This window comes from Novosphingobium sp. UBA1939 (genome assembly GCF_002336885.1).
Lineage (GTDB): Bacteria > Pseudomonadota > Alphaproteobacteria > Sphingomonadales > Sphingomonadaceae > Novosphingobium.
The window spans coordinates 41,098-65,375 of record NZ_DDFB01000117.1 but is presented as its reverse complement, the minus strand read 5'-3'; the positions used below and the strand labels follow the sequence as shown (position 1 = coordinate 65,375).

Sequence of the window (24,278 nt, the reverse complement as noted above, 5' to 3'; positions counted from 1 at the left end):
TGAGCGAGTTCATGGAGAAGCACTCCGTCAGCCGCCTGATCGGCGCGCCTCCGGGCTATGTTGGTTACGATGAAGGCGGTGTTCTCACCGAAGCGGTTCGCAGGCGGCCGTACCAGGTCGTGCTGTTCGACGAGGTCGAGAAAGCGCACAGCGACGTGTTCAACGTGCTGCTGCAGGTGCTGGACGATGGCCGGCTGACCGACGGGCAGGGGCGCGTGGTGGATTTCACCAACACGCTGATCATCCTGACCTCGAACCTGGGCAGCCAGTACCTCGCCAACCTTGAGGAAGGGCAGGACGTCACTTCGGTCGAACCGCAGGTGATGGAAGTGGTGCGCGCGCACTTCCGGCCGGAATTCCTGAACCGGCTGGACGAGATCATCCTGTTCCACCGCCTGGGCCAGGAACACATGGCGCCGATCGTCGAAATCCAGGTGGCGCGCGTCGCCGGCCTGCTCAAGGACCGCAAGATCGCGATCGACCTGACGGACGCCGCCAAGCGCTGGCTGGGCCGCGTCGGCTACGATCCCGTCTATGGCGCAAGGCCGCTCAAGCGCGCGGTGCAGCGCTACCTGCAGGACCCGCTGGCGGAAAAGCTGCTGGGCGGCGAGATCCCGGACGGCAGCACCGTGCGGATCGACGAAGGCGATGGCGCACTGAACTTCAGCGTCTCCTGAACCGGACGCCGCTCCCGGCCCTCAAACGCCGGCCCTTGAACGAACGCCCTCTCCCGCCGGCCGGGAGGGGGCGTTTCGTATGGGAACGTCCATTCTTGCGCTATTTCATGGAGATGTAACCGGGAAAGAGAATTGACGGCGGCGCTTTCCTTTGCCTCATTCGCGGTGGGGCGGGGCTTCTAACCGGGGGATTTCGATGTTTGACAGGCGCTGGCTGGCCGCGGCGGCAACCACGATCATGCTCGCGGCCGGGGTGCCGGCTCACGCGCAAGCGGATGCCGCACCGGCCGCGCAGCCACGCCCCCCGCGCATCGAGACGGGCGTGCTGGCCAACCAGCCGTTCCTCAGCAATCCCAAGCTCTCGCCCGACGGCACGCAGATCGTGGCGCGGATGAACGTGGCCGGCAAGGATTGCATCGGAGTCATCAAGATCGGCGAGAACAATCCCCGGATCATGGACCTGGGGAACGAATACGATCTCAACTGGTATCGCTGGGCCGGAAACGGCACGATCCTGATAAGCATGGGCAAATCGGTGCCGTGGGACGGCGACGATGCCTGGCAGACGCGGCTGGTGGCGTTCGACATCACCACCGGCAAGACCCGCTTCATCGGCGGCCGGGAGGAAGGGCTGGTCGGCGATGACGTGCTCTGGATCGATCCCGAAGGGCAGTCGATCCTGCTGGCCTATCAGAGCACGATCTATGACTACCCGTCCGTGTTCACCGTCAATCTGGCGACCAACCGCCAGAAGCAGGTCGTGCAGGCCCGCACCGACATCTGGGACTGGTACGCCGATGAACAGGGCGTGGTCCGCGCCGGCTTCGGCTGGTCGGGCGATCGCTGGACGATGATCTACCGCCCAAACGCCACGGAATCGTTTCATACGGTGGTGAAGGCCAAACAGGGGGACGAGGACGCCGGCTTCGATGCGTTCCGCATCTACCAGGGCAGCGATCTCGGCTACCGGATCATGAACAACGAGGCGACCGGGCGGTATGCGCTCTATCGCTTCAACTTCGCCACGCGCGAACGGGGCGAACTGATCCTCGACAACGTGTCGAACGACATCGACGATTTCGATACCTCGATCGACGGCGCGAACCCGCTGGCCGCATGGTACACCGACGACCGGCCCCGGGTGCACTGGTTCGACAAGACCATGCACGATGTGCAGGATGCGATCGACAAGGCGGTCGGCGGCATGCAGGCCTCGATCGTTTCGCGCAGCCGCGACGATTCCGTGCTGATGATCCATCTCGGGTCGTCCAGCAACGCCGGGCAATACTATTTGTACCGGCAGGACGCGGGCAAGATGATGCTTCTGGCACGCGTGAACGAGAAGCTGCGTTCCGCCGACCTCGTGCCTACCCGCTACGTGCACTACAAGGCGCGCGATGGTCTTGAGGTGCCCGCCTATCTCACCCTGCCGGCAGGGCGGGACCCGAAGAACCTGCCGCTGGTGATCCTGCCGCACGGCGGGCCTTACGACATCCGCGACGATGGCACGTTCGATCCTGAAGTGCAGTTCCTGGCCAATCGCGGCTACGCGGTGCTCCAGCCGGAATTTCGCGGGTCCGGCGGCTATGGCAAGGCGTTCTACGAGAAGGGCGAGGGCCAGTGGGGTCGGGCCATGCAGGACGATCTCGACGACGGGATGGACTGGCTGGCCAAGGACGGCACGATCGATCCCAAGCGGGTGTGCCTGATCGGTGCTTCCTATGGCGGCTATGCCGCCTTGTGGGGCGCCACGCGCAATCCCGAACGCTATCGTTGCGCGGCCAGCTTCGCCGGCGTTTCGGACCTTCCGCGCCAGCTCAAGTTCCAGATCGCGTTCAAGGTCAGCAAGCGGTACCGCAAGGACTGGCGGCGCACGGTGCAGGGCGAGGAAACGTTCGATCTCAGGACCGTGTCGCCGCTGTTCACGCTGGATCGCCTGCGGGTGCCGGTGCTGATGATGCACGGAACCGAGGACCAGCGCGTGCCCTACAAGCAGTCGAAACTGTTTGCCGACGCGCTCAAGTTCTCCGGCAAACCCTATGAGTTCTATACGCTGGAAGGCGAAGGCCACGGCTTTTCGACCAGCGCCAACATGCAGCAATGGCTGGACCGGCTCGACGTGTTCCTGGCGAAGTACAACCCCGCGGACTGAACGCGCGACGGTGCTTTGCTCTACTGGCCCTTGCGCGGCTGGCGCCCTGCCAGATCGGCTTCGTTGAGGCCGAGCAGCCTGGCAAGCTGCGCGCGTTCCGCCGCTGTCAGGTCACTATAGCGGCGCGGCTTGGGCAGGTTCGCGGTGGCGGCGGTCATCTTCTGGATCATCGCCGGCATCTGGCGCATGATCTGCGGCAGCAGCGCCTGCATCCGGCCGATGACGGCCGGGTCCATGAACAGTGTCATCGAATTGCTGGCATATTCGCTGCCCGTGGGCGTGGTGAAAAAGCGGTTCAACTCGTCGAGCTGGGCGGCGGAGAAACGGCGGGCATAGGCTTCGGCCAGCCCTGCGCGCATGTCCGGCTCGAACTGGGTCATCATCGTGATCATCTCGTCGCGCATCACGGTCATGGAAAGATCGGTGCGCTGGCGGAAGGCGGGATCAAGAATGGCCATGACTTCGGCCATGGTGCCCTTGCCGACTTTGGCCGCTTCCTCGGGCTTCAGGCCCGCCAGGCCAACGAGATCGCGCATCGGCAGCGCGGTCATGCTGTCGACCGATTGCCGGACGATGGTGTCCATCGTGCCGTTCATGATCTTGGCATAGGTGCCGGCCGGGAAGATGTGGTCGACCGTGGCGGTGGCGGCCTGTAGCCGCGCGGGATCGACGGGCGGCAGAGCGGGGCTTGCGCTCGCTGCGGGCGCGGCGCTTTCCTGCGCGATGGCGGCGGCGGGGGAAAGCAGCAGCGCTGCAGCAACGGTAGCGCGAAGAAGGGCGGACATCGGGGCCTCCGGATCAGGTTGGCCCCGCGTTAGCGCATCCGTGCGACACCATGAAGCGCGGATAACTCCGATGTGCCCAGGGTCAGGACCCTAAGCTCCGATCAGGTGGAGCACCACCTTGCGGCGGTGCGGTGCCCGGCGGTGTTCGACCAGATAGATGCCCTGCCATGTGCCGAGCGCTGGGCGTCCGCCGGCGATCGGGATCGACAACGAAACGCCGGTCAGGATTGCCTTCAGGTGCGCCGGCATGTCGTCCGGCCCTTCGTCGTCATGGGCATAGCCCGCATTCTCCGGGGCCAGCTGGTCGAGCCAGCGCACCACGTCGCCACGCACTTCGGGCGCGGCATTTTCCTGGATGCACAGCGAGGCCGAGGTATGCCGGCAGAACACGGTGAGCAGCCCCGTCTCGATCCCTTGCGCGGCGACCCAGCCCGCGACTTGGGGCGTGATTTCGTGAAGGCCGCGGCCAGGCGTGGGAACGGCAAGTTCGGTCAGGGATTGGCGCATCGCGGTTTTCATCGCACCGGCTGGCCTTGCTGTCGAGCCGGTGTAGGATAAGGCCGCCCTTCCGGAGTGATCCCATGACCGCCACGCGCCTTGAATCCGACAGTATTGGCGAAATCGCCGTCCCCGCATCCGCCTACTGGGGCGCGCAGACCCAGCGCAGCGTCGAGAATTTCCCTTTCGGTATGCAGGAAAGGATGCCGCTGGGCATCGTGCGCGCGCTGGCGCTGGTCAAGCAGGCGGCGGCGCGGGTGAACCGGCGGCACGGGCTGGATGCCGGACTGGCCGACGCGATCGGCACGGCGGCAGGCGAAGTGATCGCGGGCCGGCACGACGATCAGTTTCCGCTGGTCATCTGGCAGACCGGCAGCGGCACCCAATCGAACATGAACGTCAACGAAGTGATCGCCGGGCGCGCCAACGAGATCCTGACGGGAACGCGCGGCGGCAAGAACCCGGTCCACCCCAACGATCACGTCAATCGCGGGCAATCGTCCAACGATAGCTTTCCGACCGCGCTGCATATCGCGGCGGTGCAGGCCCTGAACGATGATCTGATTCCCGCGCTCGACCGGCTGTGCGGCGCGCTGACGGTCAAGGCGGAGGCATGGCAGGGTATCGTCAAGATCGGCCGAACCCATCTGCAGGATGCCACGCCGCTGACGCTGGGCCAGGAATTCTCGGGCTATGTTCAGCAGTTGCGCGATGCCTATCGCCGCTTGCGCGATGCGGAGGCCTTTCTGCTCCGTCTGGCGCAGGGCGGCACGGCCGTGGGCACAGGGTTGAACGCGCCCGAAGGGTTCAGCGAGGACTTCGCCGCCGAAGTCGCGGCGCTGACCGGCCGCCCCTATGTGACCGCGCCCAACAAGTTCGAGGCGCTGGCATCGAACGATGCGCTGGTGCAGTTCTCGGCCACGCTGGGCACGCTGGCGGTGGCGCTGACCAAGATCGCCAACGATATCCGCCTGCTCGGGTCCGGTCCGCGTTCGGGGCTGGGGGAACTGGACCTGCCGGCCAACGAGCCAGGTAGTTCGATCATGCCTGGCAAGGTCAACCCCACGCAGTGCGAGATGCTGACGATGGTGTCCGCGCAAGTGATCGGCAACCATCAGGCGGTGACGGTCGGCGGCTTGCAGGGCCATCTGGAACTCAACGTGTTCAAGCCGCTGATCGGCGCGGCCGTGCTGCGGTCCGTCCACCTGCTCGCCGTCGGCATGGACAGCTTCGCGGAACGCTGCGTGGAAGGCATCGAGCCGAACACCGGGCGCATTGCCGAACTGGTCGACCGGTCGCTGATGCTGGTGACGGCGCTGGCGCCCGCGATCGGCTATGACAACGCCGCCAAGATTGCCAAGCACGCGCACGCGCAAGGGTTGACCCTGCGCGAGGCGGGGCTGGCGCTGGGGCTGGTGGACGAAGCCACGTTCGACCGGCTGGTGCGCCCGGCCGACATGGTGTGATCGATCCTATTTGGATCGGACCGCCGGGCATACGAAACCCGGCGCGAGTGGCGCATCCCCGATTGTCGCGCTAGAGCGCTACCGGGGGACCGCCCGCCGACAGAGGAAGCCAATGCGCAAGTTCCTGTTGTTCCTGCCATCGCTGGCGCTGCTGGTGCTGGCGGCGCCGGTCGTTCGTGCCGCGCCCAATGCCCATGCTCTGCCGAACGTCTTGCCGAATGCCGCCGCCAAGCCCGCGCCGCAAGCGCCCGCGCGCCCGCCGCGTGGCACGATCGCGCTGACGTTCGACGATCTGCCCGGCCTGACCCAGCTCAACAGCCAGCCCTATGTCGATTACATCAACGTGATGATCCTGCGCGGCCTGCGACACTATCATTTCCCCGCGACGGGCTTCGTCAACGAAGGCAAGCTGGCGCTCGACCGACCGCGCCAGATCGCCAACCTGCGGCGCTGGCTTGATGCCGGGATGGACCTGGGCAACCACACCTTCTCGCACAATTCGCCGAACCAGATCGGGGGGCGGGCCTATATCGCGGACATCGCGCGCGGCGAGCCGGTCATTCGCGAACTGCTCGCCGAACGCCATCGCCGGCCGCGCTGGTTCCGCTACCCCTATCTGGAGACCGGATCGCCCGAAGCGGTCAAGCGCGAGATCGAGCAGTGGCTGACCGAGCATGGCTACCGCAACGCTCCGGTCACCATCGACGCGGACGACTGGGAGTTCGCCGAGCCTTACGACGACGCCATCGCGCGGCACGACGAACCCCGCCGGCAGCGCATCCGCGCCACCTACCTCGCCTATACCGAACGGACGATCGGCTGGTATCGTTCGGCATCGCGTGCGCTGTTCGGCCGCGATATACCCTACGTCATGCTGCTGCACGCCACGCGGCTCAATGCCGACAGCATGGACGAACTGGCCGCGATCCTGAAGCGCCAGCGGCTGCGTCCGGTCTCGCTGGACCAGGCGATGCGTGATCCGGCGTACCGCACGCCCGATCCTTATAGCGGCAAGGACGGGATCGAGTGGCTCGAGCGCTGGTCGATGGAACTGCACAAGCCGCTGCCGTGGGACAGCTTCGAGGATGTGCCCAAGGCCATCCAGGAGGACTACAAGCGCGTGGATGCGGATCAAAAGTAGGGCGTTTCAGCCGATCAGGTCGCGCAGCATCCACAGCGGCAGGTACGGGCGGGCGAGCGCCTTGTCGAGCGCATAGGGCCACCACCCTTCGCCGAACGGGATATAGACGCGGACCGGCACGCCCTGCGCTCGCGCGATGGCCATGGTGCGCCGCATCGGCAGCCCCCGCAACTGTTCGAGTTCGCACGGCGTGCCGGCGGCGCGCAAGGTGCGCAGCGCATGGTCCGCCAGCTCCGGCTTGTGCGTGGCCACGGATACCGGGGCGGTTCGACCGGCCAGCGTTTCCACCAGCGCGCGATAGGCGTGGTCCATGTCGCAATCCGGCCAATCGGGATCGGCCCATTCGCCCTTGACGAGGCGCAAGCGGGCGGTGGTGTCGCGCAGGCGCGCCGCATCGTCCAGGCTGCGCCGCCAGCGTGCGGGAAGGACGCAGCCGGTGCCTGGCTGTTCCGGGAGCAGGGCCGCCAGATATCCGTGGATCGGTTCCGCGTCCTTCAGCGCATGCGCGTCGAACAGGAAAGGCATGGCGGCGGTGCTCGCGGCCTGCGCGATGGCGGCGAAGGCGGGCTCGTCGAACGCCAGTGTGGGCAGCTTGGCCGAGAGATAGGGCGCGCCGCCCTGGCTCGCGAGCAGCGCGATGGCGGCGGTGTTCTTGGCCGCCACGGCAGCGGGTTCCGCGTCCGGCCCCGGGATGTAACCCGTTGTTACCCCGATCCCGCGCCGTTCGAGCCGCCGCGCCAGCCGCGCGACGGATCGCGCATCCGGCGCCGGCAGCAGGCGCCCCAGACGGCCGGGAAGGGCATAGCGCGCGTCACGCAGGGCGGCTTTCACGCCGCGCATCAGGCACCGGTTTCGGGAAACAGGCGCTGGCGCAGCCAATCGCCGCCGTCCACGGCCAGCGCCGTCAGCCCGGCGATGGAGAACGGATAGGTGCGCAGCCGCACGCACTCGTGGTGATCGCGCGTCCACAGTTCGGAGATCCACGGCTCGATATTGCCGAGCAGTTCGTAGGCGATCAGCCCGCGCGAGGCGGCGTATCGCAGCGTGTGCAGCATCAGCAGCGTTCCCGGTGAACATTTGCCGAAGCGTTCGTCGTAGCCGATCTTGAACAGCCAGAAGCGCGCGGCGTGCTCGATCGCAAGCTGCATGGCGGCCGGCTGTCCATCGATGCGCACGAAGGCGACGCGGAACGTGCCGGCGGCACTGGCGGCGCGGAAGAAGGCTCGGAAGAAATCGGCCTTGGCCCGATCACTGGCCATGGCCGTCCCTGCCTCCTTCTTCCAGCTATGCAGTTCGACATCGAGCGCCTCGTCGAACCAGCGGTCGAAGGTGTCTGGATCGGGCGCGTGGACCTCGTAGGTCACGGCACCCATGGCCGCGGCCTTGCGCGCGGCGCGGCGGAAGTCGGAACGGCGGCCGGCGTTGAACTGGTCTTCAGGGTGTTCCCACGCCGGTCCAAGCGTGATCGTGGGACAGGGCAGGGCGGACCGGACCGACACCAGTCCGCGCCCTTTCATCGCCGCGCGCAGCGTGGGGACGAGCAGCGACTGCGCCGGTATCCGGTCCAGCGAGACGGGCTGCGATTGCCCGGCGATGGCCTGGGCGAGCCGGTGCGCGGCTTCGGGGCTATCATAGAGCGCATCGCAAGGTTCATAGACCTCGCGCGCGCCGGGCATCCGCCAGCGGTGTGGCCGGCTGGAAGCATCGCGATACAAGGGTAGCAGCGCCGCCAGTCCCTCCCATCCTCGCGCGGCCAGTTCCTGGCCGCCGATCTCGTGGGCGACGGCGAAAACGTTGATGTCGGCGCCGGCCAGCATCGAACAGGCCAGCGCGGTGACGAAGGCCAATCCCTGCGTTGGCAAGGCGGCGGACGCTTCGAGCCGGGTCCATGCCGCGCAAAAGGCCGGATCGGCGAGGGCCGGGGTAAACGCCACCGTCTTGTACGCGCGCGCGGAAGCCGACCGCGGCGCGGCCTCGCCATCGATATGCGGTTGCGTGCGGATCACTTGCCGTCCCTTCCGTCAGAGTGGACTCTAACCGAAGGGGCTTAATTTTTCGCTGCGCGCCGGGTGGTGCAGCGGCCTGACAAAGGGGTGATCGGGCAGGCGCGGGGCCTGTCCGTGCGGGCTGTCAGTCGGCCCAGTAAAGCGCGGTGGGGTTGTCGATCAGCAGCTTGCGCTGGAGTTCCTCGGTCGGGGCGATCCGCGGGATCATGTCGACCAGATGGCCGTCGTCGGGGATCTCAGTGTCCATGTTGGGGTGCGGCCAGTCGGTGCCCCACAACACGCGGTCCTGATAATCGGCCACCAGCGGCGCCACGGCGTCGGCAAAGGCGTTCCACGGATCGCCCGCGCCGCCTTCCTTGATCGCGTCGAGCCGGTCGGGGCAGGTGGCCTTGAACCAGATGTCCTCACGGCTGTCCAGAAAGGCGCGGAAGGCCTTCATGTCCGCGCCGTCCGGACCCTGCCGCACATCGGGGCGGCCCATGTGGTCGATCACCAGCGGCACGGGGATGGCGTCCATGAACGGGCGCAGTTCGTCCAGGATATCGGCCTCGAAATAGATCACCACGTGCCAGCCCTTGGGCAGCCGGTTGGCGACTTCGAGGAACTTGTCCTTCGGCGCGTCATCGACCAGCCGCTTGAGGAAATTGAAGCGGATGCCACGAATGCCGCCTTCGTGCAGGGCATGAAGATCGGCTTCCGAAATCGCGGGATCGACCACGGCGACGCCGCGCGCCTTGCCATCGGACTTGGCGATGGCATCCAGCGTGGCGGCGTTGTCGGTGCCATGGCAGCTTGCCTGCACGATCACGTTTTTGGTGAAGCCCAGGTGATCGCGCAGCGCGAACAGCATGTCCGGTCCGGCATCCCGCGGCAGGTACTTGGCCTTGGCGCTGAACGGGAATTGCGCCATCGGGCCGAACACGTGGCAATGCGCGTCGATCGCGCCGGCGGGCGGGGTGTAGCGCGGCTTGGACGGGTTTGTGTGCCAGCTCAGGATGCGGTCGGTCATGGTCTTACCCTCGGCGCGCGTCCTTCGACAGGCTCAGGACGAACGGGTGTTGAAACAGGAACAAATACCAGACTCCGCTCATGCTGAGCCTGTCGAAGCATGCGCGCTGCCCGTTATCCGAACACCACGCCGTCCATAAGCTTGCGCGCGGTGCGCAGCAGCGCGGCGGTGCGCACCGCGCCGGTATCGTCGGTTTCGAGCACGCAGCTCATTTCGCCGGTGGGATGCTCCACCGACAGCGTCTTGCGCATGCCGTCGGGGATCACGGCCACCTCGGCCGCCGGCGAACCAGGGATGAGGCAGGCAGTAGCGACGCTCACCGCCCCCAGCACGCCGATGGTGGCATGGGCGCGGTGGGGAATGAAGCTGCGCACGGTAACGGCGCCGCCGTTCTTCGGCGGGGCGACGAGCATCATCTTGGGGACGGACTTTTCCTTCACGTCGCCCAGATTCATGCGTTCGCCCACGGCCAGCCGGATCGCTTCGATCCTGGCCTTCAACTCGGTGGCGTTGTCCAGCCAGTCCCGGTCCTCGTAGCCGGTGATACCCACGTCCTGCGCTTTCATCACCACGCAGGGCATGCCGTTGTCGATCAGCGTCACCGGCACGCCGTTGACTACATCGACCGCGTTGCCCGTGGGCAGCAGCGCCCCGCACGAAGATCCGGCGGTATCGCGGAATTCCAGTGGGACCGGCGCATGGGTGCCCGGCACGCCATCGATCGCGGCAGTGCCGGCATACGTGACCTTGCCGCCCGGCGTCCGCACCGTGGCCACGGCGACCTGCCCGGTGTTTTCCATGAAAATGGCGACACGGGTTTCATCGCCGGTGGCGGCGACAAGGCCGCGCTCGATCGCGAAGGGGCCGATCCCGGCCAGGATATTGCCGCAGTTCTGCGCGTCGGTAACGATCGCCTGATCGACGAAGACCTGCAGGAACAGGTAATCGACGTCGATCCCTTCGCGCGTGGACTTCGCTACCACGGCCACCTTGCTGGTCAGCGGGTCCGCGCCGCCCATGCCGTCGATCTGGCGCGGATCGGGGCTGCCCATCACGCCGAGCAGGAACGCGTCGCGCGCGGCGGTATCGACGGGAAGGTCTTCCTTGAGGAAGTATCCGCCCTTGGACGTGCCGCCGCGCATCCACATGCAGGGGGCAGAGAAGCCGGAGGTCATCGGCCCCCTCCCGCTTGCGGGAGGGGAGTGACAGGCGCCATGTTCGCCCCCTCACACATACTTCAGCCCTTCCTTCTCGAGCCGTTCGCGCATCTTGTACATGTCCAGCCCCAGAACCCCGGCAGCCAGCTTGGCGCGCTTTTCGCCTTCGTTGGCTTCGCGCGCCTGCGCGGCTTTCAGCACGGCTTCGGCGTTGGCGCGGGGGACCACGCAGACGCCGTCGTCGTCAGCCACGATAACGTCGCCCGGATTGACCAGCGCGTTGGCGCAGACGACCGGGACGTTGACGCTGCCCAGCGTGTTCTTGACCGTGCCCTGCGCATAGATCGCCTTGGACCAGACGGGGAATTCCATCTCGGTAAGATCACGCACGTCGCGCACGCCGGCGTCGATCACCAGGCCGCGGCAGCCGCGCGCCTGCGCGCTGGTGGCGAGAAGATCGCCGAAGTAGCCGTCCTCGCACGGAGAGGTCGGCGCGAGCAGGAGGATGTCTCCGGCCTGGAGCTGTTCGATGGCGACATGGACCATCCAGTTGTCGCCGGGCGCGGCGCTGATCGTCAGCGCGCTGCCAGCGATGCGCGCGCCGCGATAGATCGGGCGCATGTAGCTGGCGAGCAGGCCGGTGCGGCCCTGCGCCTCGTGCACGGTGGCCACGCCGCAGGCGGCAAGGCCGTCGATCACGGCCGGATCGGCCCGCTCGATATTCTGGACGACGATACCCGACATATCCCGTGCTCCCAATTGCATGGCGTAATCTCGCCGTGTCCATGGGCCGCACGCGCCATGCCAGCCAATGCAATGTTTGGCGCGGGGCATAAGGAAATGCTAAGCGAGCGGAATGAGCGAGCGGCCTCTCAATATCCGCCACTTCGCCGCGCTGGCGGCCACGGTGCACCATGGCAGCGTAACGCGCGCCGCCCGCGCCATCAACCTGACGCAGCCGGCGTTGACGCAGGCGATCGCCCGGTTGGAGGCGGACCTCGGCTGCGCGCTGTTCGAGCGCGGCGCGGCCGGCATGACGCCGACGGAACCGGCGCTGTTGCTGGCGCCGCGCGCCGACGCGGCCCTGGCGCATATCGGTTCCCCGCGCGTGACCGGCACGCAGATGCGCGCGTTCCTGGCACTGGCGCGGGCGGGTAGCTATGCCGTCGCGGCCGAGGAGACCGGGCTTTCCACCGCTTCGCTGCACCGCGCCGTGGCCGATCTGGCGGTGGCGCTGGGCCAGCGGCTGGTCGACCGGCGCGGCCGTTCGGTGATGCTGACGCCGGCCGGGGAGCGGCGCGCGCGAGGGTTCGGCCTTGCCATGGCGGAACTGCGCGCCGGCCTTGCCGAAGTGGCGGCCTGGCAGGGCAAGGCCGCCGGGCGCATCGTGGTGGGGGCAATGCCGCTTTCGCGCGCGCGCTGGCTGCCGGAAACGGTGCTGCGCTTCGTGCGCGACTGGCCGGGGGTGGATGTCGCGGTGATGGAAGGCAGCCATGCCGAGCTGGCCGGCCCGCTGCGCGATGGCGAGATCGACCTGATGCTGGGCGCGCTGCGCGAGGCGGCCCTGCTCGACGATCTGGAACAGGAAGCGGTGTTCGAGGATCGCCCCGCGCTGGTGATGCGCGCGGGCCATCCGCTGCTGGCGCTGCCCGCTGTCGAAGGCGCGGCGATGACCGCCTATCCGTGGATATTGTCGGGGCGCGACACGCCGTTGCGGCACTATTGGGAAGCGATGATGCGCGCGGTGGGGGCGGAGCCGCCGCATGTGGGCATCGAATGCGGATCGGTGCTGACGGTGCGCCAGCTGCTGCGGGGAAGCGATGCGCTGACGCTGCTGTCGCCCGCGCAACTGGCGGTGGAACTGGATGCCGGCGTGCTGGCGATGCGGCCGCCGCCGGTTCCGGTCACGCGCACGATCGGGATCACCACGCGGCAGGGTTGGCGGCCCACCGCGCCACAGGCCGCGTTCGTCACGCTGCTGCATGAGGTGGCGCAAGCGGGTTTCGCATAAATTTATGCCCGCGCCCATCTTTGCATTTCCCGGCGCGGGCCTCTCCGCGCAGGAGGGCGATCGATGGATGCCACACTTGCCCTGATCGGGTTCGGCGAAGCCGGGTCCACTTTCGCCAAGGCCGCCGGCTGGGAAGCGGGCGCGCTGGCCTATGACATCAATCCCGCGCGGCGCGCGGTGATGGAGGAAGCCGGCGTCGTCGCCTGCGCCACCGCCGAATGCGCGCTGACCAGTGCGGACTTTGCGCTGTCGCTGGTGACGGCGGATTCCGCCCTGCCGGCGGCGCGCGACTATGCCGGTCTGCTGAAGGCGGGGGCGATCTGGTGCGACATGAATTCGGTGGCGCCCGATACCAAGCGTGCCGCCGCGAAGGCGATCGAGGCGGCGGGCGGGCGCTATGTCGACGTGGCGGTGCTGGCACCGGTCCATCCCGCGCGCATGAACGTGCCGCTGCTGCTGGCGGGCCACGCCGCGGCCGATGCCGAAGCGCTGCTGCGCGAGGCCGGGTTCGCCAACGTCCGCATCGTGGGGGCCGAGATCGGCCGGGCGAGCGCGATCAAGATGATCCGGTCGATCATGGTCAAGGGTATCGAGGCACTGACGGCCGAGATGATGCTGGCGGCGAGCGCCGCCGGCGTGGTCGACGAGGTGCTGGCCTCGCTCGACGCCAGCGAGAAGCGGGAAAGCTGGACGGTCCGCGCCGCCTACAACGTCGAGCGCATGACCACGCACGGCATTCGCCGCGCCGCCGAGATGGAGGAAAGCTGCAAGACGCTGGAATCGCTGGGTATCGAACCGGTGATGACCAGCGGCACTGTCCGTCGCCAGCGTGAACAGGCGGGCAAGACGATCGCATTCAAACCGGAGAGGACTGAAGTCGCATGACCATGATCATCGACTGCCACGGCCACTACACCGTGCTGCCCAAGGCGCACGACGAATGGCGCGAGAAGCAGAAGGCCGCGTTCAAGGCCGGGACCGAGTGCCCGCCCTATCCCGAAATCTCGGACGACGAGATCCGCGAGACGATCGAGGGCAACCAGCTGCGCCTGCTCAAGGAACGCGGCGCGGACATGACGATCTTCAGCCCCCGCGCTTCGGCGATGGCGCCGCATGTGGGCGACCAGTCGGTTGCGGTGAAGTGGGCGCAGGTCTGCAACGATCTGATCGCGCGCGTGGTGCGCCTCTATCCCGAAACCTTCGCGGGCGTGTGCATGCTGCCGCAGTCGCCCGAAGCGGACATGACCAGCTCGATTGCGGAGCTGGAGCGCTGCGTCAACGAGCTGGGCTTCATCGGCTGCAACCTCAATCCCGATCCGGGCGGCGGGCACTTCAAGCATCCGCCGCTGACGGACGAATACTGGTTCCCGTTCTACGAGAAGATGGTGGAACTGGACGTGCCGGCGATGATCCACGTTTCGGGTTCGTGCAACCCGGCGATGCACGCCACCGGCGGCTATTACATCGCGGCCGACACGATCGCCTTCATGCAGTTGCTGGAAGGTGACCTGTTTGGCCGGTTCCCGACCCTGCGCTTCATCATCCCGCACGGCGGCGGCGCGGTGCCCTATCACTGGGGCCGGTATCGCGGGCTGGCGGACATGCTGAAGAAGCCCGGCCTCGACACGCACCTGATGAACAACGTGTTCTTCGATACCTGCGTCTATCACCAGCCGGGCATCGATCTGCTGGCCGACGTGATCGAGAACAAGAACATCCTGTTCGGATCGGAAATGGTCGGCGCGGTGCGCGGGATCGATCCGACCACCGGTTTCTATTTCGACGACACCAAGCGCTATGTCGATGCGCTCGCTATCTCGGACACGGAACGCCACGCGATCTTCGAAGGCAACGCCCGCCGCGTGTTCCCGCGTCTCGACGCCAAACTGAAGGAGAGGGGCCTGTGAGCAACCAGAAAGACGCTGGCGAAACGGCTCGGCAGAACATCCACGAATACCTGGCCGAGTTCGACGATATCCCCGGCACGCGGGTCTACACGGCCAAGCGCGCCCGGCGGGGATACTGGATCAACCAGTTCGCGATGAGCCTGATGAAGGCCGACAATCGCGAACGCTTCAAGGCCGATGAAAAGGCCTACCTCGACGAATGGAACATTTCCGACGAGGCCAAGGAAGCGCTGCTGGCGCGGGATTACAACCGGCTGCTCGATCTGGGCGGAAACGTCTATTTCCTGTCCAAGCTGTTTTCGACCGACGGGTTCAGCTTCGCCCAGGCCGTGTCGACGATGACCGACATGACGTTCCCCGAATACCAGCAGATGATGCTCAACGGCGGCCGCTCGCCGGAAGGCAACCGTTCGATCAAGGGAGGCTACTGAGATGGCCCGTATTACCGCTGGCGTTGGCTCCAGCCATGTGCCGCTGCTGGGTGTCGCTGTCGACCAGGGCAAGTGGCAGGATGATTACTTCGGCCCGATCTTCAAGGGATACGAATGGACCCGCGAATGGGAAAAGGAAACGAAGCCCGATGTGGTGATCCTGGTCTATAACGACCACGCTTCCGCCTTTGACGCGAACATCATCCCGACGTTCGCGATCGGTTGCGGTGAGCACTACAAGTCGGCCGACGAAGGCTGGGGGCCGCGCCCGGTGCCCGACGTGGAAGGCCACGCCGATCTTGCCTGGCACATCGCGCAAAGCCTGATCCTCGACGATTTCGACATGACCATCATCAACGAGATGGACGTGGACCACGGGCTGACCGTGCCGTTGTCGATGATGTTCGGCCAGCCGGAAAAGTGGCCGGTTAAGGTGGTGCCGCTGGCGGTGAACGTCGTCACTTATCCGGTGCCTTCGGGCAACCGCTGCTGGGCGCTGGGCGAGGCGATTGCCCGCGCGGTGGAAAGCTTCCCCGAAGACCTGAACGTGCAGATCTGGGGCACCGGCGGCATGAGCCACCAGCTTCAGGGGCCGCGCGCCGGCCTGCTGAACCGCGAATGGGACAACAAGTTCCTTGATCTGCTGGAAGCCGACAACGACGATGTGCGCCATATCCCGCACATCGAATACCTGCGCGAAACCGGCAGCGAAGGCATCGAAATGGTGATGTGGCTGATCATGCGCGGCGCGCTGGGCAAGAAGGTCAAGCGGCTGAACCGCCACTACCACATCCCCTGCTCGAACACCGCCATCGGGCACATCGTGCTCGAACCGGCGGACTGAAACGATCCACCCTGCCGGGCGGCTTCCGGGCCGCCCGGTCTTTTTTGAAGGAACTGACCCCATGCGTATCGCCCTCGCAGGCGCCGGCGCGTTCGGCGAAAAGCACCTCGATGGCCTGAAGAACATCGATGGCGTCGAAATCGTCTCGATCATCAGCCGCACCGGCGAACAGGCTGCCGCCGTTGCCGCCAAGTATGGCGCGAAGCATTCGTCCACCGAACTGGAAGACGCCTTGGCGCGCGACGACGTGGACGCCGTGATCCTGTGCACGCCCACCCAGATGCACGCATCGCAGGCCATCGCCTGCATGAAGGCGGGCAAGCACGTGCAGGTGGAAATTCCGCTGGCCGATAGCTGGGCGGATTCGCTGGATGTGCTGCGCGTGCAGGAGGAAACCGGCAAGGTCTGCATGGTCGGCCACACCCGCCGCTTCAATCCCAGCCACCAGTTCGTGCACAACCGGATCAAGGCGGGCGAGTTCAACGTTCAGCAGATGGACGTGCAGACCTATTTCTTCCGCCGCAAGAACATCAACGCCAAGGGTGAACCGCGTTCGTGGACCGACCACCTGCTGTGGCACCACGCCGCGCACACGGTGGACCTGTTCGCCTATCAGGCGGGCAAGATCGTCAAGGCCAACGCGGTGGAAGGCCCGATCCATCCGGAGCTGGGCATCGCCATGGACATGTCGATCCAGCTCAAGAGCGAAAGCGGTGCGATCTGCACGCTGTCGCTATCGTTCAACAACGACGGGCCGCTGGGCACCTTCTTCCGCTATATCGGCGATACCGCGACCTATATCGCGCGTTACGACGATCTGGTGAATGGCAAGGAAGAGCCGATCGACGTATCGAAGGTTGCCGTCAGCATGAACGGCATCGAACTGCAGGACCGCGAATTCGTCAGCGCGATCCGCGAAGGCCGTGATCCCAACAGCTCGGTGGCCAAGGTGTTCGATTGCTACCGCGTGCTGGGCGAACTGGAGCAGCAGCTCGCGCAGGGCTGATTCTCCTACCGTTTCCTGGAAGGCTCGCTTCGCCGGTTGGTGAAGCGGGTCTTTCTGTTTGCAATGCTAACAATTGTGGTCTTTTCTCCGGTTGGCCCGCGGGCAACGGCGGGCGCAGGAGAAGGATGCCGTGATGGAAGCGCTCATCGCCTATTCGGGCCGCCGCTTCGCCCGACCGCGCTACTATGCCAACGCGCATGAGCGGGATGAGGTGGATATCGCCCCGGTGCCCATGCCGATGCACGATGCGCGCGCTGAGGGAACCGCGATCGATCGTGAGGGATTCCAACTCGTCGCCCATCCCAGTGCCGTTTCCGATTTCGCGGACCGCGAACAGGTCGTTTCGCTGCACATGCACGAGATCGCGGAGCTGGTGCGCGGGGTGACCGGGGCGGATCATGTCCACGTCGGCAGCCCTGGCCTGCTGCGCTTCAGCGAACGGTCGGGTCGGGCGGGCAGCCTCAACAATTCCATGCCGGCGCGCTTCGCGCATATCGACATCTCGGACAGGACCGCCGCGCTGTTCGGCGAACGCGGTGCGGCGGGCAGGCCGTTCGTGCGCTGCGCGCACTACAACGTATGGCGCGCGATCTCGCCCCCGCCGCAGGACGTGCCGCTGGCCCTGTGCGATGCCCGCACGCTGGCGCGGGATGACCTGATCGAAGCCGATGCCGTGTTCGATGAGGAGGGCAAGCCGGAATGGTCGTTCGAAGGGCTGGTCGTCGCGCACAATGCCGCGCATCGCTGGCACTATTTCCCCGCGCTGACGCGCGATGAGGCGATCCTGTTCAAGACCAACGATACCGACGAGGGCAGAGCGCATCACGTTCCCCACGTGGCGTTCGACCTGCCCGATTGCCCGCCCGACGCGCCGCCCCGCGTCAGCATCGAAATGCGCGCGACGGCCTGGTGGTGGGCGTGATCCGGTCCGCCGGTGGTGCATTTGCGGCGCCCTGTGGCGCCCCCTTTGCAACAATGATTGCACCGCGCCGCTTAGAAGGCTATTTTCCCGGAAGAGCTCGCTTGCCGACAAGCGTCAAAGCCAGGAGTCGCAGCCCGTTTCGTTTGAAGTCCGGACCCTGTTGATCACGCCCCACTTCACATCGCTGTACGAGCCGTTCGCCAGCGCCGGGTGTTTCAGGAAGGACTTCTGACCGGTTGGAGAGGAGGCCGATTTACCCGCTCAGCGGGAAGGCAGCTTCCAGGACCGTCGTCGCTTTCGCGGCGGCGGTCCTTTCCGTTTTGGCGCGGACGGAATGCGCGAATGCTGCAGTTCCGTCCATTGCCAATCGTGGCGAGCGCCGTTGCGGAATCGGTTGGCATCGCCCGTTTCACTCTGTAAGGAGAAATAATAACAATTGTTAGGATGAGGATCGATGGGTGCTTTCCCGCAGACTCCGTATTTCACCGGCCTGAACGAGCCGGTTGGCCAGGAGGTCGAATTGAAGGGGCTGACGGTGGAGGGGGCGCTGCCGGCCGAAGTGCGCGGCAGCTTCTTCCGCGCGGTTCCCGACCCGGCCTATCCGCCCAAGTTCGCCAGCGATCACACGCTGTCGGGCGATGGCATGGTCAGCCGCCTGTCGTTCAACGCGGACGGCACGGCGGACTTCGCCATCCGCTTCGTGGAAACGGCGCGGCACAAGGCGGAAAAGGAATTGGGCCGGGCGCGCTTCGGCAAATACCGCAATCCCTTTACCGATGACGAGGACGTGCGCGGGATCGACCGCACGGTCGCCAACACCACGCCGGTCTGGCACGCCGGCCGTCTGCTGATGGCGAAGGAGGATGGGCGCCCCTATCGCGTCGATCCCGCTACGCTCGAAACCATCGGTTCGCATGACTTCGATGGCGCGCTGAAGTCCGAGACGATGACCGCGCACGTGCGGATCGACGCGAGTACCGGCGAGCTGTTCTTCTATGGCTACGAGGCGGATGGCCTCGCCTCGCAGAAAGTCGCCTACTGCATCGTCGGCCCTGATGGCACGCTGAAGTCGGAACAGTGGTTCGATGCGCCGTACTGCGCGATGATGCACGATTTCACGATCAGCGAGAACTATGCACTGTTCCCGATCTATCCGACTACCGCCGATCTCGAGCGCATCCAGGCCGGGGGCGAACACTGGCACCACGAACCGGAACTCGCTTCCTGGCTGGGCGTGATGCCGCGCTATGGCGACGTATCGGAAATCCGGTGGTTCAAGGGGCCGAAGGGGTGCCACTCCTACCACATGATGAACGCGTGGGAGGATGAGCGCGGGCTGCTGCACTTCGATGCGTGCCTCAACAACACCAACGCTTTTGCCTTCATCCGCGAACCATCGGGCATCTTCATGGCGCCGCAGGAGGTCCAGGGCGCGTTGACTCGCTGGACCGTCGATCCCACGGCGGAGGGTGGCGACGTCACCGAAACGATCATCGGCCCTCCCGGCGATTTCCCGGTGATCCCCGCCGCGAAGCAGGGGCGCCGCTATGGCCACGGCTGGATGCTCTCGATGAATCCGGACCTGCAGGGACCGCCGCTTTTCGCCGGGCCGGTAGGCGTCAGCTTCAACCTGCTGGTGCGCCTGGACGGGATGGACACGGGCGCGCCGCACGTCTCGCAGGCGCTGCCCCTGCCGCCGCAGGCCGGCTATAACGAGCCGGTACACGTGCCGGCGAAGGACCCGGCGCATGACGGCTGGCTGGTCATGATCGTGGACCGGCAGGTCGGCGCCAACAGCTTCGTGCACGAGGCCTGGGTGGTCGATGCCGGCAACCTCGCGGCGGGGCCGGTGGCGAAAGTGGCGATCCCCGCGCGGCTGCGCCCGCAGGTGCATGGATGGTGGGTGCCGCAGGCGCAACTGGACGCGGCGGCGGCGTGACGCAGATCGTCATCACCGGCGCTTCCGGCAACTATGGGCAAGGGGTGACAGACCGGCTTATCGCGCAAGGGCGCGGGGCCGATCTGATCCTGATCACGCGCAAGCCGGAAAAGCTGGCGCACCGCGCGGCGCAAGGCTGCACGGTGCGTTATGGCGATTTCGACCTGCCGGAGACGCTGGCCGAAGCAGTGGTCGGGGCGGACCGGATGCTGCTGATCAGCGGGACGCGGGTGGGCGCGCGCGTGGAGCAGCACCGGGCGGCGATTGCGGCGGCGGCATCGGCCGGGGTGCGGCAGATCGTCTATACCAGCTTCATCGGCATCGATGATCCGGCGAACCCGGCCGAAGTGCGGCACGATCATATCGAGACCGAACGACTCATCCGCGCCTCGAGCTGCGGCTGGACCATGCTGCGCGATGCGCACTATGCCGATGCGATGGTGCTGATGGCGGGGCCGGGCGTGATGCAGGCGGGCACGTGGATCAGCAATGCCGGCGAGGGGCGCGAGGCGATGGTCTGGCGGGACGATTGCATCGATTGCGCGGTCGCCGTGCTGACGGGCGAGGGCCACGAAGGCCGCACCTATGACATTACCGGACCGGAATTGCAGAGTTTTCGCGACGTCACGGCGCTGATGGCACAGACCACCGGGCAGCGACTGGCCTATGAGCCGGTGGATGACGAGGCGCAGTACGCAATCTTTGACGCCATGGGCATTCCGCGCCGGCCCGTCGATGACCAGTCCGTCAACGGCATTCCGTGGAACAGCGATGACATGGTCTCGTTCGGCCGGGCGATCCGCGAAGGGTTCCTGGAAATCCGCTCCGACCACGTCGAGCGGCTGACGGGGCGCAAACCCCGCTCAACCGGCCAGATGATCGCGGACAATGCGGAAATGCTGCGCGAGGCGGCGCGCAGCATTTCCGCCTAACAGACCCTCTCAGAGATACTGCTTGTACAGCGCGAGCATGCGACCCCAGGCCTTCTCGGCCTGCGCCTTGTCGTAGATCGGCGCGTCGATCGTGCACCAGCCATGCTGGGCGGGATAGACTTCGATCTCGGCGGGCCGCTTCGCCGCGTCGGCCGCTTCGCGCAACCGCACCTTGTCGTCGGGCGCGCGGGCGTCATCGTTCTGCGCGATCGCGAAGAGGTAGGCCGCCTGCGTCTGCGCAAGCAGCTTGTGCGGGCTGTCGGGCGTATCGTTGACCAGGCTGGCGCCATGGAACGAAGCTGCCGCGCCCACTCGCGCGGGATTGGCCAGCGCGGTGCGGACGGTGAACGGTCCGCCCATGCAATAGCCGCAGGTGCCGATCTTCCGGCTGGTATCCACTTCTGCCTGCCCATCCAGCCAGGCGACGAAGGCAGCCGCATCGCGCACGGTACCCGCCGGAGTGATCGCCGCGATCATCGGCGCCAGCTTCTGCTGTCCTTCGGGCGATCGCCATTCCGACAGGCTGTTGAGAATGGGCGCCGGGCTGGAGCGATAGTACTGGTTGACCACGAGCACGGCATAGCCCGCCTCGGCCAGCCGCGTGCCCATGGTCTTGTAGGCATCGCGCAGGCCGGCGATGTCGGGCCACAGGATCACGGCGGGATGCTTGCCGCCTTCGGGGTGGACGAAGAAGGCGTCGGCCTTGCCGTCGGGCGTAGTGATTGTCACCGCGCGGCTGGCCGTCTTGCTGCCGCCCGCGCCGTCATGCGTCTGGGCCATGCAGCCTGGAACGATCGTCATTGCCGCCGCGCCCGCGCCCAGGGCGGTAAATTGCCGGCGGTTCAACGCCAGCCAGCTTTCGTTGTCGGCTTCCGTATCCTGATCGCACATCGTCTTCTCTCCGCGAAATCCCCGCCGATCGAAAGGATAGCGGCGCAGCGGCGCTGCGCAACCGGCGGCCGTCAGGTGAGATCGGAAAGACCGATGATCCGGCCGGCCTTTGCCGCCTTGTTTGCCGCGCGGCGCAGGCGTTCGATTTCGAGCCGGGCGGGCGGCGCTTCCTCGTTGGGCAGGGCGTTCACGCTGTCCCGGAATATTTCCTCGAAATCCTCGCGGAATTCCGGATGCGTGAGGATCAGCGCCCTGTCTTCGACCACGCCCGCGAACACCTTGCGGCCGACTTCGTACGGGTCCATGCCGGCTTCGAAAGCCGTCCCGAACTGCTCCAGTTCGGCTCGGGCAACGGGGGCAAAGCCGCTATCGGCGAAAGTGTCGGGGCGCTTGAGCGCCGAATCCCATGCGTTGGTCCGGGTCAGCGCGGGGCAGCACAGCGAACAGCCGATGCCGTGGGGCGTTAGGTTGTAGCGCAGCGATTCGGTCAGGCCGCGCACGGCGAACTTGCTGGCGGTGTAGATGCCGGCTTGCGGCCCCGGCAGGAAGGCCGCCATCGAGGCGATGTTGACGACGTGACGCGCTCCCCCGGCCGCCTTGAGCTTGGGCAGGAAGCTAACCAGTCCGTTGACCACGCCGCCGAAATTGACGCCCATGATCCAGTCGTAGTCGGCATAGCTCGCCTCGTCGGTGGGGCCGAACACGCTGACACCGGCGTTGTTCACCAGCACGTGCACCGCGCCGAAATGCCTTTCCACGGCCTCGGCCGCTTCGGCGAAGCCGGCGCGGTCGGTTACATCCAGCGGCACGAACAGCGGCTGTTCCCGCCCTTTATCGGCAAACCAGCGCGCGGTCAGTTCGCGGTGGGCCTCGTTGCGATAGCTGAGCGCCAGCCGCAAGCCGGCATCGCTGAGCGCCTGCGCCACGCCAAGGCCGATCCCCGTGACACCATCCGTTACGAACGCGACCTGGCCGGACCATTCCGAACCGTCTTTTTGGGCAAGCGCCATGTTTTCCTCTCGCAATGGTTCCGTCGATTGTTATTGTTAGTGTTACATACAAAGATCGAAATTGGGAGAGTTGAAATGACGGATATTGCTGCCCGCCTGGAGGCGCTGGAAAGCCGTGTGGGCTTGCTGGAGGACGTCAACGCCATCCGCCGCCTGCACTGGGCCTATGGCTATTACATCGACTTCAACCGCGCCGACGACGTGGCAGAGCTTTTTGCCGAGGACGGCGAGGTGATCTTCCTTTCGGGCATCTACCGGGGGCGGGAAGGCGCGCGTCGGCTCTATGGCACGTGGTTCCGCAGCCTGTTCCTTGCGCCGGGCGAGGAAGCGCCGGCCTATGGTTTCCTGCTCGATCATTTCCAGATGCAGGACATCATTACCGTCGCGCCGGACCGGCAGACCGCGAAGGGCCGGTTCCGTGCCGTGCTGTTTGGCGGCAGCCATGAAACGCGCGCCTTCAAGCCGCAGGGTTTGCCGCTCCAGTTCATGGAAGCGGGGATCTACGAGAACGATTACGTGCGCGAAGATGGTGTTTGGAAGATCAAGCGGCTGGACTACATGATGCAGTGGCAGGGCGAGTACGAAGCCGGCTGGTCGAAGACCACCGCGCATCTCCAGCCCTTGACCGAATGCTATCCCGAAAATCCGTTTGGCCCCGATGAAATCCGCAGCGCGGAAATCCGCCAGACATGGCCACACCGTCATGATGTGCCGATGCACTTTGCGCATCCCCGGTTCGGTGCGGTGCTGGCCAGCAAGGCGACATCATGACGGACCTTCGGTGCGATCGTCAGGCGGGACTGTGACGGTCCATCCAGCCCGGAATACGCGCCAGCACGGCCTGCATGGCCTGGCCGAAAGCCATGCGCTCCGCCTTGTCGAGATCGACGAACAGGGCGCCGCCGACTTTCTCCATGGCGGGCAGGGTGCTGGCGAAAGTCGCCCGTCCTTGCGCGCTCAGCCGGAAAGGCTTTCGGCGGCGGTTCGCCGGATCGCTGCCAAGTTCGACAAGGCCGCGTTCCAGCAGGCTGGCCAGCGCGCGGCTGACATTCATGGGAGGCACTCCCATGATTTCGGACAGGTCGTGCCCCGCCAGTTCGCCTTCGCCGCCCAGCGCGAGAATCACGCGCAGATCGTTGGAACTGAGCGCGAGCGGCTCCGCTACGCCATCGCGCATCGGGCCGGCGATGAAGGTGGCCAGCTTCAGCAGGTCGATCAGCAGGGCCACGTTGTCGGTGCCGCCGGTCTGCGGATCGGGCGTGGCGGAAGCCTTGGAAGTCATGGCGTTGCCTATCGCCGCACCCGGCGCGAACGGCAAGAGGCGGCAGTCAGGCTGGTGGTGGTTTTGTGACTTTTGTGCATCAGCGCCGTTTTTGCGGCGACATGGTGCAGGAAGCGCTTGCCACGGGTAAGTTTGTATGCCTAACTAACAATTAGCAAGGCTGTCCCGTAGAGGATACTAACAGGAGAGGGGATATGGCAATCGCCAACCGT

The 24,278-nt window shown here is 66.0% G+C and carries 24 protein-coding genes; 14 read left to right on the top strand and 10 right to left on the bottom strand.

Annotated features, from left to right (window positions below; genetic code table 11):
• A partial coding sequence (locus tag B3547_RS15655; protein ID WP_292964554.1) for an AAA family ATPase occupies positions 1-677 on the top strand: 677 nt, incomplete at its 5' end.
• A 196-nt stretch (positions 678-873) separates the two neighbouring features.
• Positions 874-2,829, top strand: coding sequence for an alpha/beta hydrolase family protein (locus B3547_RS15650; protein WP_292964553.1), 1,956 nt, complete (start codon positions 874-876; stop codon positions 2,827-2,829).
• 20 nt (positions 2,830-2,849) lie between these two features.
• Here the strand turns inward: B3547_RS15650 and B3547_RS15645 are convergent, their stop codons facing one another.
• Positions 2,850-3,614, bottom strand: a complete 765-nt coding sequence (locus tag B3547_RS15645; protein ID WP_292964552.1) for a DUF2059 domain-containing protein — start codon at positions 3,612-3,614, stop codon at positions 2,850-2,852.
• Between the two features lie 90 nt (positions 3,615-3,704).
• Complete coding sequence (locus tag B3547_RS15640; RefSeq protein WP_292964550.1) at positions 3,705-4,121, bottom strand: secondary thiamine-phosphate synthase enzyme YjbQ; 417 nt, start codon at positions 4,119-4,121, stop codon at positions 3,705-3,707.
• A 74-nt stretch (positions 4,122-4,195) separates the two neighbouring features.
• Between B3547_RS15640 and fumC the strand changes: the two genes are divergently transcribed.
• Positions 4,196-5,578, top strand: a complete 1,383-nt coding sequence (gene fumC / locus B3547_RS15635; RefSeq protein WP_292964548.1) for a class II fumarate hydratase — start codon at positions 4,196-4,198, stop codon at positions 5,576-5,578.
• A 112-nt stretch (positions 5,579-5,690) separates the two neighbouring features.
• Complete coding sequence (locus tag B3547_RS15630; protein WP_124807803.1) at positions 5,691-6,719, top strand: polysaccharide deacetylase family protein; 1,029 nt, start codon at positions 5,691-5,693, stop codon at positions 6,717-6,719.
• Positions 6,720-6,725: 6 nt separating this feature from the next.
• Here the strand turns inward: B3547_RS15630 and B3547_RS15625 are convergent, their stop codons facing one another.
• The 5 genes from B3547_RS15625 to ligK form a co-directional block, all read right to left on the bottom strand.
• Complete coding sequence (locus B3547_RS15625; RefSeq protein ID WP_292964545.1) at positions 6,726-7,559, bottom strand: proline dehydrogenase; 834 nt, start codon at positions 7,557-7,559, stop codon at positions 6,726-6,728.
• Complete coding sequence (locus B3547_RS15620) at positions 7,559-8,725, bottom strand: GNAT family N-acetyltransferase (RefSeq protein ID WP_292964543.1); 1,167 nt, start codon at positions 8,723-8,725, stop codon at positions 7,559-7,561. Before B3547_RS15620 ends, B3547_RS15625 begins: the two co-directional genes overlap by 1 nt.
• A gap of 124 nt (positions 8,726-8,849) precedes the next feature.
• A complete protein-coding gene (locus B3547_RS15615; protein WP_124807800.1) occupies positions 8,850-9,734 on the bottom strand; it encodes an amidohydrolase family protein in 885 nt (294 codons plus the stop codon).
• Between the two features lie 113 nt (positions 9,735-9,847).
• Entirely contained in the window at positions 9,848-10,909 is a 1,062-nt protein-coding gene (locus B3547_RS15610) for a 4-oxalomesaconate tautomerase (protein WP_292964541.1), read from the bottom strand.
• Positions 10,910-10,960: 51 nt separating this feature from the next.
• Positions 10,961-11,635, bottom strand: coding sequence for a 4-carboxy-4-hydroxy-2-oxoadipate aldolase/oxaloacetate decarboxylase (ligK, locus tag B3547_RS15605; RefSeq protein ID WP_194919768.1), 675 nt, complete (start codon positions 11,633-11,635; stop codon positions 10,961-10,963).
• 112 nt (positions 11,636-11,747) lie between these two features.
• Here ligK and B3547_RS15600 point away from each other — a divergent pair, with 112 nt between their 5' ends.
• The 9 genes from B3547_RS15600 (at position 11,748) to B3547_RS15560 (ending at position 20,883) form a co-directional block, all read left to right on the top strand.
• Positions 11,748-12,902 (top strand): LysR family transcriptional regulator, encoded by a 1,155-nt coding sequence (locus B3547_RS15600; RefSeq protein WP_292964538.1) that lies wholly within the window; start codon positions 11,748-11,750, stop codon positions 12,900-12,902.
• Positions 12,903-12,965: 63 nt separating this feature from the next.
• Entirely contained in the window at positions 12,966-13,787 is an 822-nt protein-coding gene (locus tag B3547_RS15595) for an NAD(P)-dependent oxidoreductase (protein WP_292964536.1), read from the top strand.
• Entirely contained in the window at positions 13,784-14,809 is a 1,026-nt protein-coding gene (locus B3547_RS15590) for an amidohydrolase family protein (RefSeq protein WP_292964534.1), read from the top strand. The genes B3547_RS15595 and B3547_RS15590 overlap by 4 nt, the downstream gene beginning before the upstream one ends.
• On the top strand, positions 14,806-15,240 hold the full coding sequence (gene ligA / locus B3547_RS15585) for a protocatechuate 4,5-dioxygenase subunit alpha (protein WP_292964532.1): 435 nt from the start codon (positions 14,806-14,808) through the stop codon (positions 15,238-15,240). Before B3547_RS15590 ends, ligA begins: the two co-directional genes overlap by 4 nt.
• A gap of 1 nt (position 15,241) precedes the next feature.
• Entirely contained in the window at positions 15,242-16,084 is an 843-nt protein-coding gene (locus tag B3547_RS15580; protein WP_124807793.1) for a class III extradiol dioxygenase subunit beta, read from the top strand.
• A 61-nt stretch (positions 16,085-16,145) separates the two neighbouring features.
• The gene (locus B3547_RS15575; RefSeq protein ID WP_292964529.1) at positions 16,146-17,090 is read left to right on the top strand and encodes a Gfo/Idh/MocA family oxidoreductase; all 945 of its coding nucleotides are present in this window, start codon (positions 16,146-16,148) and stop codon (positions 17,088-17,090) included.
• Between the two features lie 133 nt (positions 17,091-17,223).
• Entirely contained in the window at positions 17,224-18,012 is a 789-nt protein-coding gene (locus B3547_RS15570; protein ID WP_292964527.1) for a CmcJ/NvfI family oxidoreductase, read from the top strand.
• 454 nt (positions 18,013-18,466) lie between these two features.
• Positions 18,467-19,951 carry a carotenoid oxygenase family protein gene (locus tag B3547_RS15565; RefSeq protein WP_292964525.1) on the top strand — a complete coding sequence of 495 codons (1,485 nt, stop codon included), beginning with the start codon at positions 18,467-18,469 and terminating at the stop codon, positions 19,949-19,951.
• Positions 19,948-20,883: an NAD(P)H-binding protein gene (locus tag B3547_RS15560; protein WP_292964523.1), complete on the top strand. Its 936-nt coding sequence runs from the start codon at positions 19,948-19,950 to the stop codon at positions 20,881-20,883. Before B3547_RS15565 ends, B3547_RS15560 begins: the two co-directional genes overlap by 4 nt.
• A gap of 9 nt (positions 20,884-20,892) precedes the next feature.
• On the opposite strand, the gene B3547_RS15555 is transcribed toward B3547_RS15560, so the two are convergent.
• Both B3547_RS15555 and B3547_RS15550 read right to left on the bottom strand, forming a co-directional pair.
• Positions 20,893-21,774 (bottom strand): dienelactone hydrolase family protein, encoded by an 882-nt coding sequence (locus B3547_RS15555; protein ID WP_292964521.1) that lies wholly within the window; start codon positions 21,772-21,774, stop codon positions 20,893-20,895.
• Between the two features lie 71 nt (positions 21,775-21,845).
• The gene (locus B3547_RS15550) at positions 21,846-22,784 is read right to left on the bottom strand and encodes an SDR family oxidoreductase (protein WP_292964519.1); all 939 of its coding nucleotides are present in this window, start codon (positions 22,782-22,784) and stop codon (positions 21,846-21,848) included.
• A 75-nt stretch (positions 22,785-22,859) separates the two neighbouring features.
• Here B3547_RS15550 and B3547_RS15545 point away from each other — a divergent pair, with 75 nt between their 5' ends.
• Complete coding sequence (locus B3547_RS15545) at positions 22,860-23,555, top strand: nuclear transport factor 2 family protein (protein ID WP_292964517.1); 696 nt, start codon at positions 22,860-22,862, stop codon at positions 23,553-23,555.
• A 19-nt stretch (positions 23,556-23,574) separates the two neighbouring features.
• On the opposite strand, the gene B3547_RS15540 is transcribed toward B3547_RS15545, so the two are convergent.
• Positions 23,575-24,066: a MarR family winged helix-turn-helix transcriptional regulator gene (locus B3547_RS15540; RefSeq protein ID WP_125954814.1), complete on the bottom strand. Its 492-nt coding sequence runs from the start codon at positions 24,064-24,066 to the stop codon at positions 23,575-23,577.
• Positions 24,067-24,278 lie beyond the last annotated feature (212 nt).

What these genes read in the sequence shown, in the direction of transcription:
- fumC (WP_292964548.1), top strand. Translation starts at nt 4,196, where the DNA reads ATGACCGCCACGCGCCTTGAATCCGACAGTATTGGCGAAATCGCCGTC.
- B3547_RS15555 (WP_292964521.1), bottom strand. Translation starts at nt 21,774, where the DNA reads ATGTGCGATCAGGATACGGAAGCCGACAACGAAAGCTGGCTGGCGTTG.
- B3547_RS15565 (WP_292964525.1), top strand. Translation starts at nt 18,467, where the DNA reads ATGGGTGCTTTCCCGCAGACTCCGTATTTCACCGGCCTGAACGAGCCG.
- B3547_RS15545 (WP_292964517.1), top strand. Translation starts at nt 22,860, where the DNA reads ATGACGGATATTGCTGCCCGCCTGGAGGCGCTGGAAAGCCGTGTGGGC.
- B3547_RS15640 (WP_292964550.1), bottom strand. Translation starts at nt 4,121, where the DNA reads ATGCGCCAATCCCTGACCGAACTTGCCGTTCCCACGCCTGGCCGCGGC.
- B3547_RS15595 (WP_292964536.1), top strand. Translation starts at nt 12,966, where the DNA reads ATGGATGCCACACTTGCCCTGATCGGGTTCGGCGAAGCCGGGTCCACT.
- B3547_RS15610 (WP_292964541.1), bottom strand. Translation starts at nt 10,909, where the DNA reads ATGACCTCCGGCTTCTCTGCCCCCTGCATGTGGATGCGCGGCGGCACG.
- B3547_RS15600 (WP_292964538.1), top strand. Translation starts at nt 11,748, where the DNA reads ATGAGCGAGCGGCCTCTCAATATCCGCCACTTCGCCGCGCTGGCGGCC.
- B3547_RS15625 (WP_292964545.1), bottom strand. Translation starts at nt 7,559, where the DNA reads ATGCGCGGCGTGAAAGCCGCCCTGCGTGACGCGCGCTATGCCCTTCCC.
- B3547_RS15575 (WP_292964529.1), top strand. Translation starts at nt 16,146, where the DNA reads ATGCGTATCGCCCTCGCAGGCGCCGGCGCGTTCGGCGAAAAGCACCTC.
- B3547_RS15580 (WP_124807793.1), top strand. Translation starts at nt 15,242, where the DNA reads ATGGCCCGTATTACCGCTGGCGTTGGCTCCAGCCATGTGCCGCTGCTG.
- B3547_RS15550 (WP_292964519.1), bottom strand. Translation starts at nt 22,784, where the DNA reads ATGGCGCTTGCCCAAAAAGACGGTTCGGAATGGTCCGGCCAGGTCGCG.
- B3547_RS15590 (WP_292964534.1), top strand. Translation starts at nt 13,784, where the DNA reads ATGACCATGATCATCGACTGCCACGGCCACTACACCGTGCTGCCCAAG.
- B3547_RS15650 (WP_292964553.1), top strand. Translation starts at nt 874, where the DNA reads ATGTTTGACAGGCGCTGGCTGGCCGCGGCGGCAACCACGATCATGCTC.
- B3547_RS15570 (WP_292964527.1), top strand. Translation starts at nt 17,224, where the DNA reads ATGGAAGCGCTCATCGCCTATTCGGGCCGCCGCTTCGCCCGACCGCGC.
- B3547_RS15540 (WP_125954814.1), bottom strand. Translation starts at nt 24,066, where the DNA reads ATGACTTCCAAGGCTTCCGCCACGCCCGATCCGCAGACCGGCGGCACC.
- B3547_RS15615 (WP_124807800.1), bottom strand. Translation starts at nt 9,734, where the DNA reads ATGACCGACCGCATCCTGAGCTGGCACACAAACCCGTCCAAGCCGCGC.
- ligK (WP_194919768.1), bottom strand. Translation starts at nt 11,635, where the DNA reads ATGTCGGGTATCGTCGTCCAGAATATCGAGCGGGCCGATCCGGCCGTG.
- B3547_RS15630 (WP_124807803.1), top strand. Translation starts at nt 5,691, where the DNA reads ATGCGCAAGTTCCTGTTGTTCCTGCCATCGCTGGCGCTGCTGGTGCTG.
- B3547_RS15645 (WP_292964552.1), bottom strand. Translation starts at nt 3,614, where the DNA reads ATGTCCGCCCTTCTTCGCGCTACCGTTGCTGCAGCGCTGCTGCTTTCC.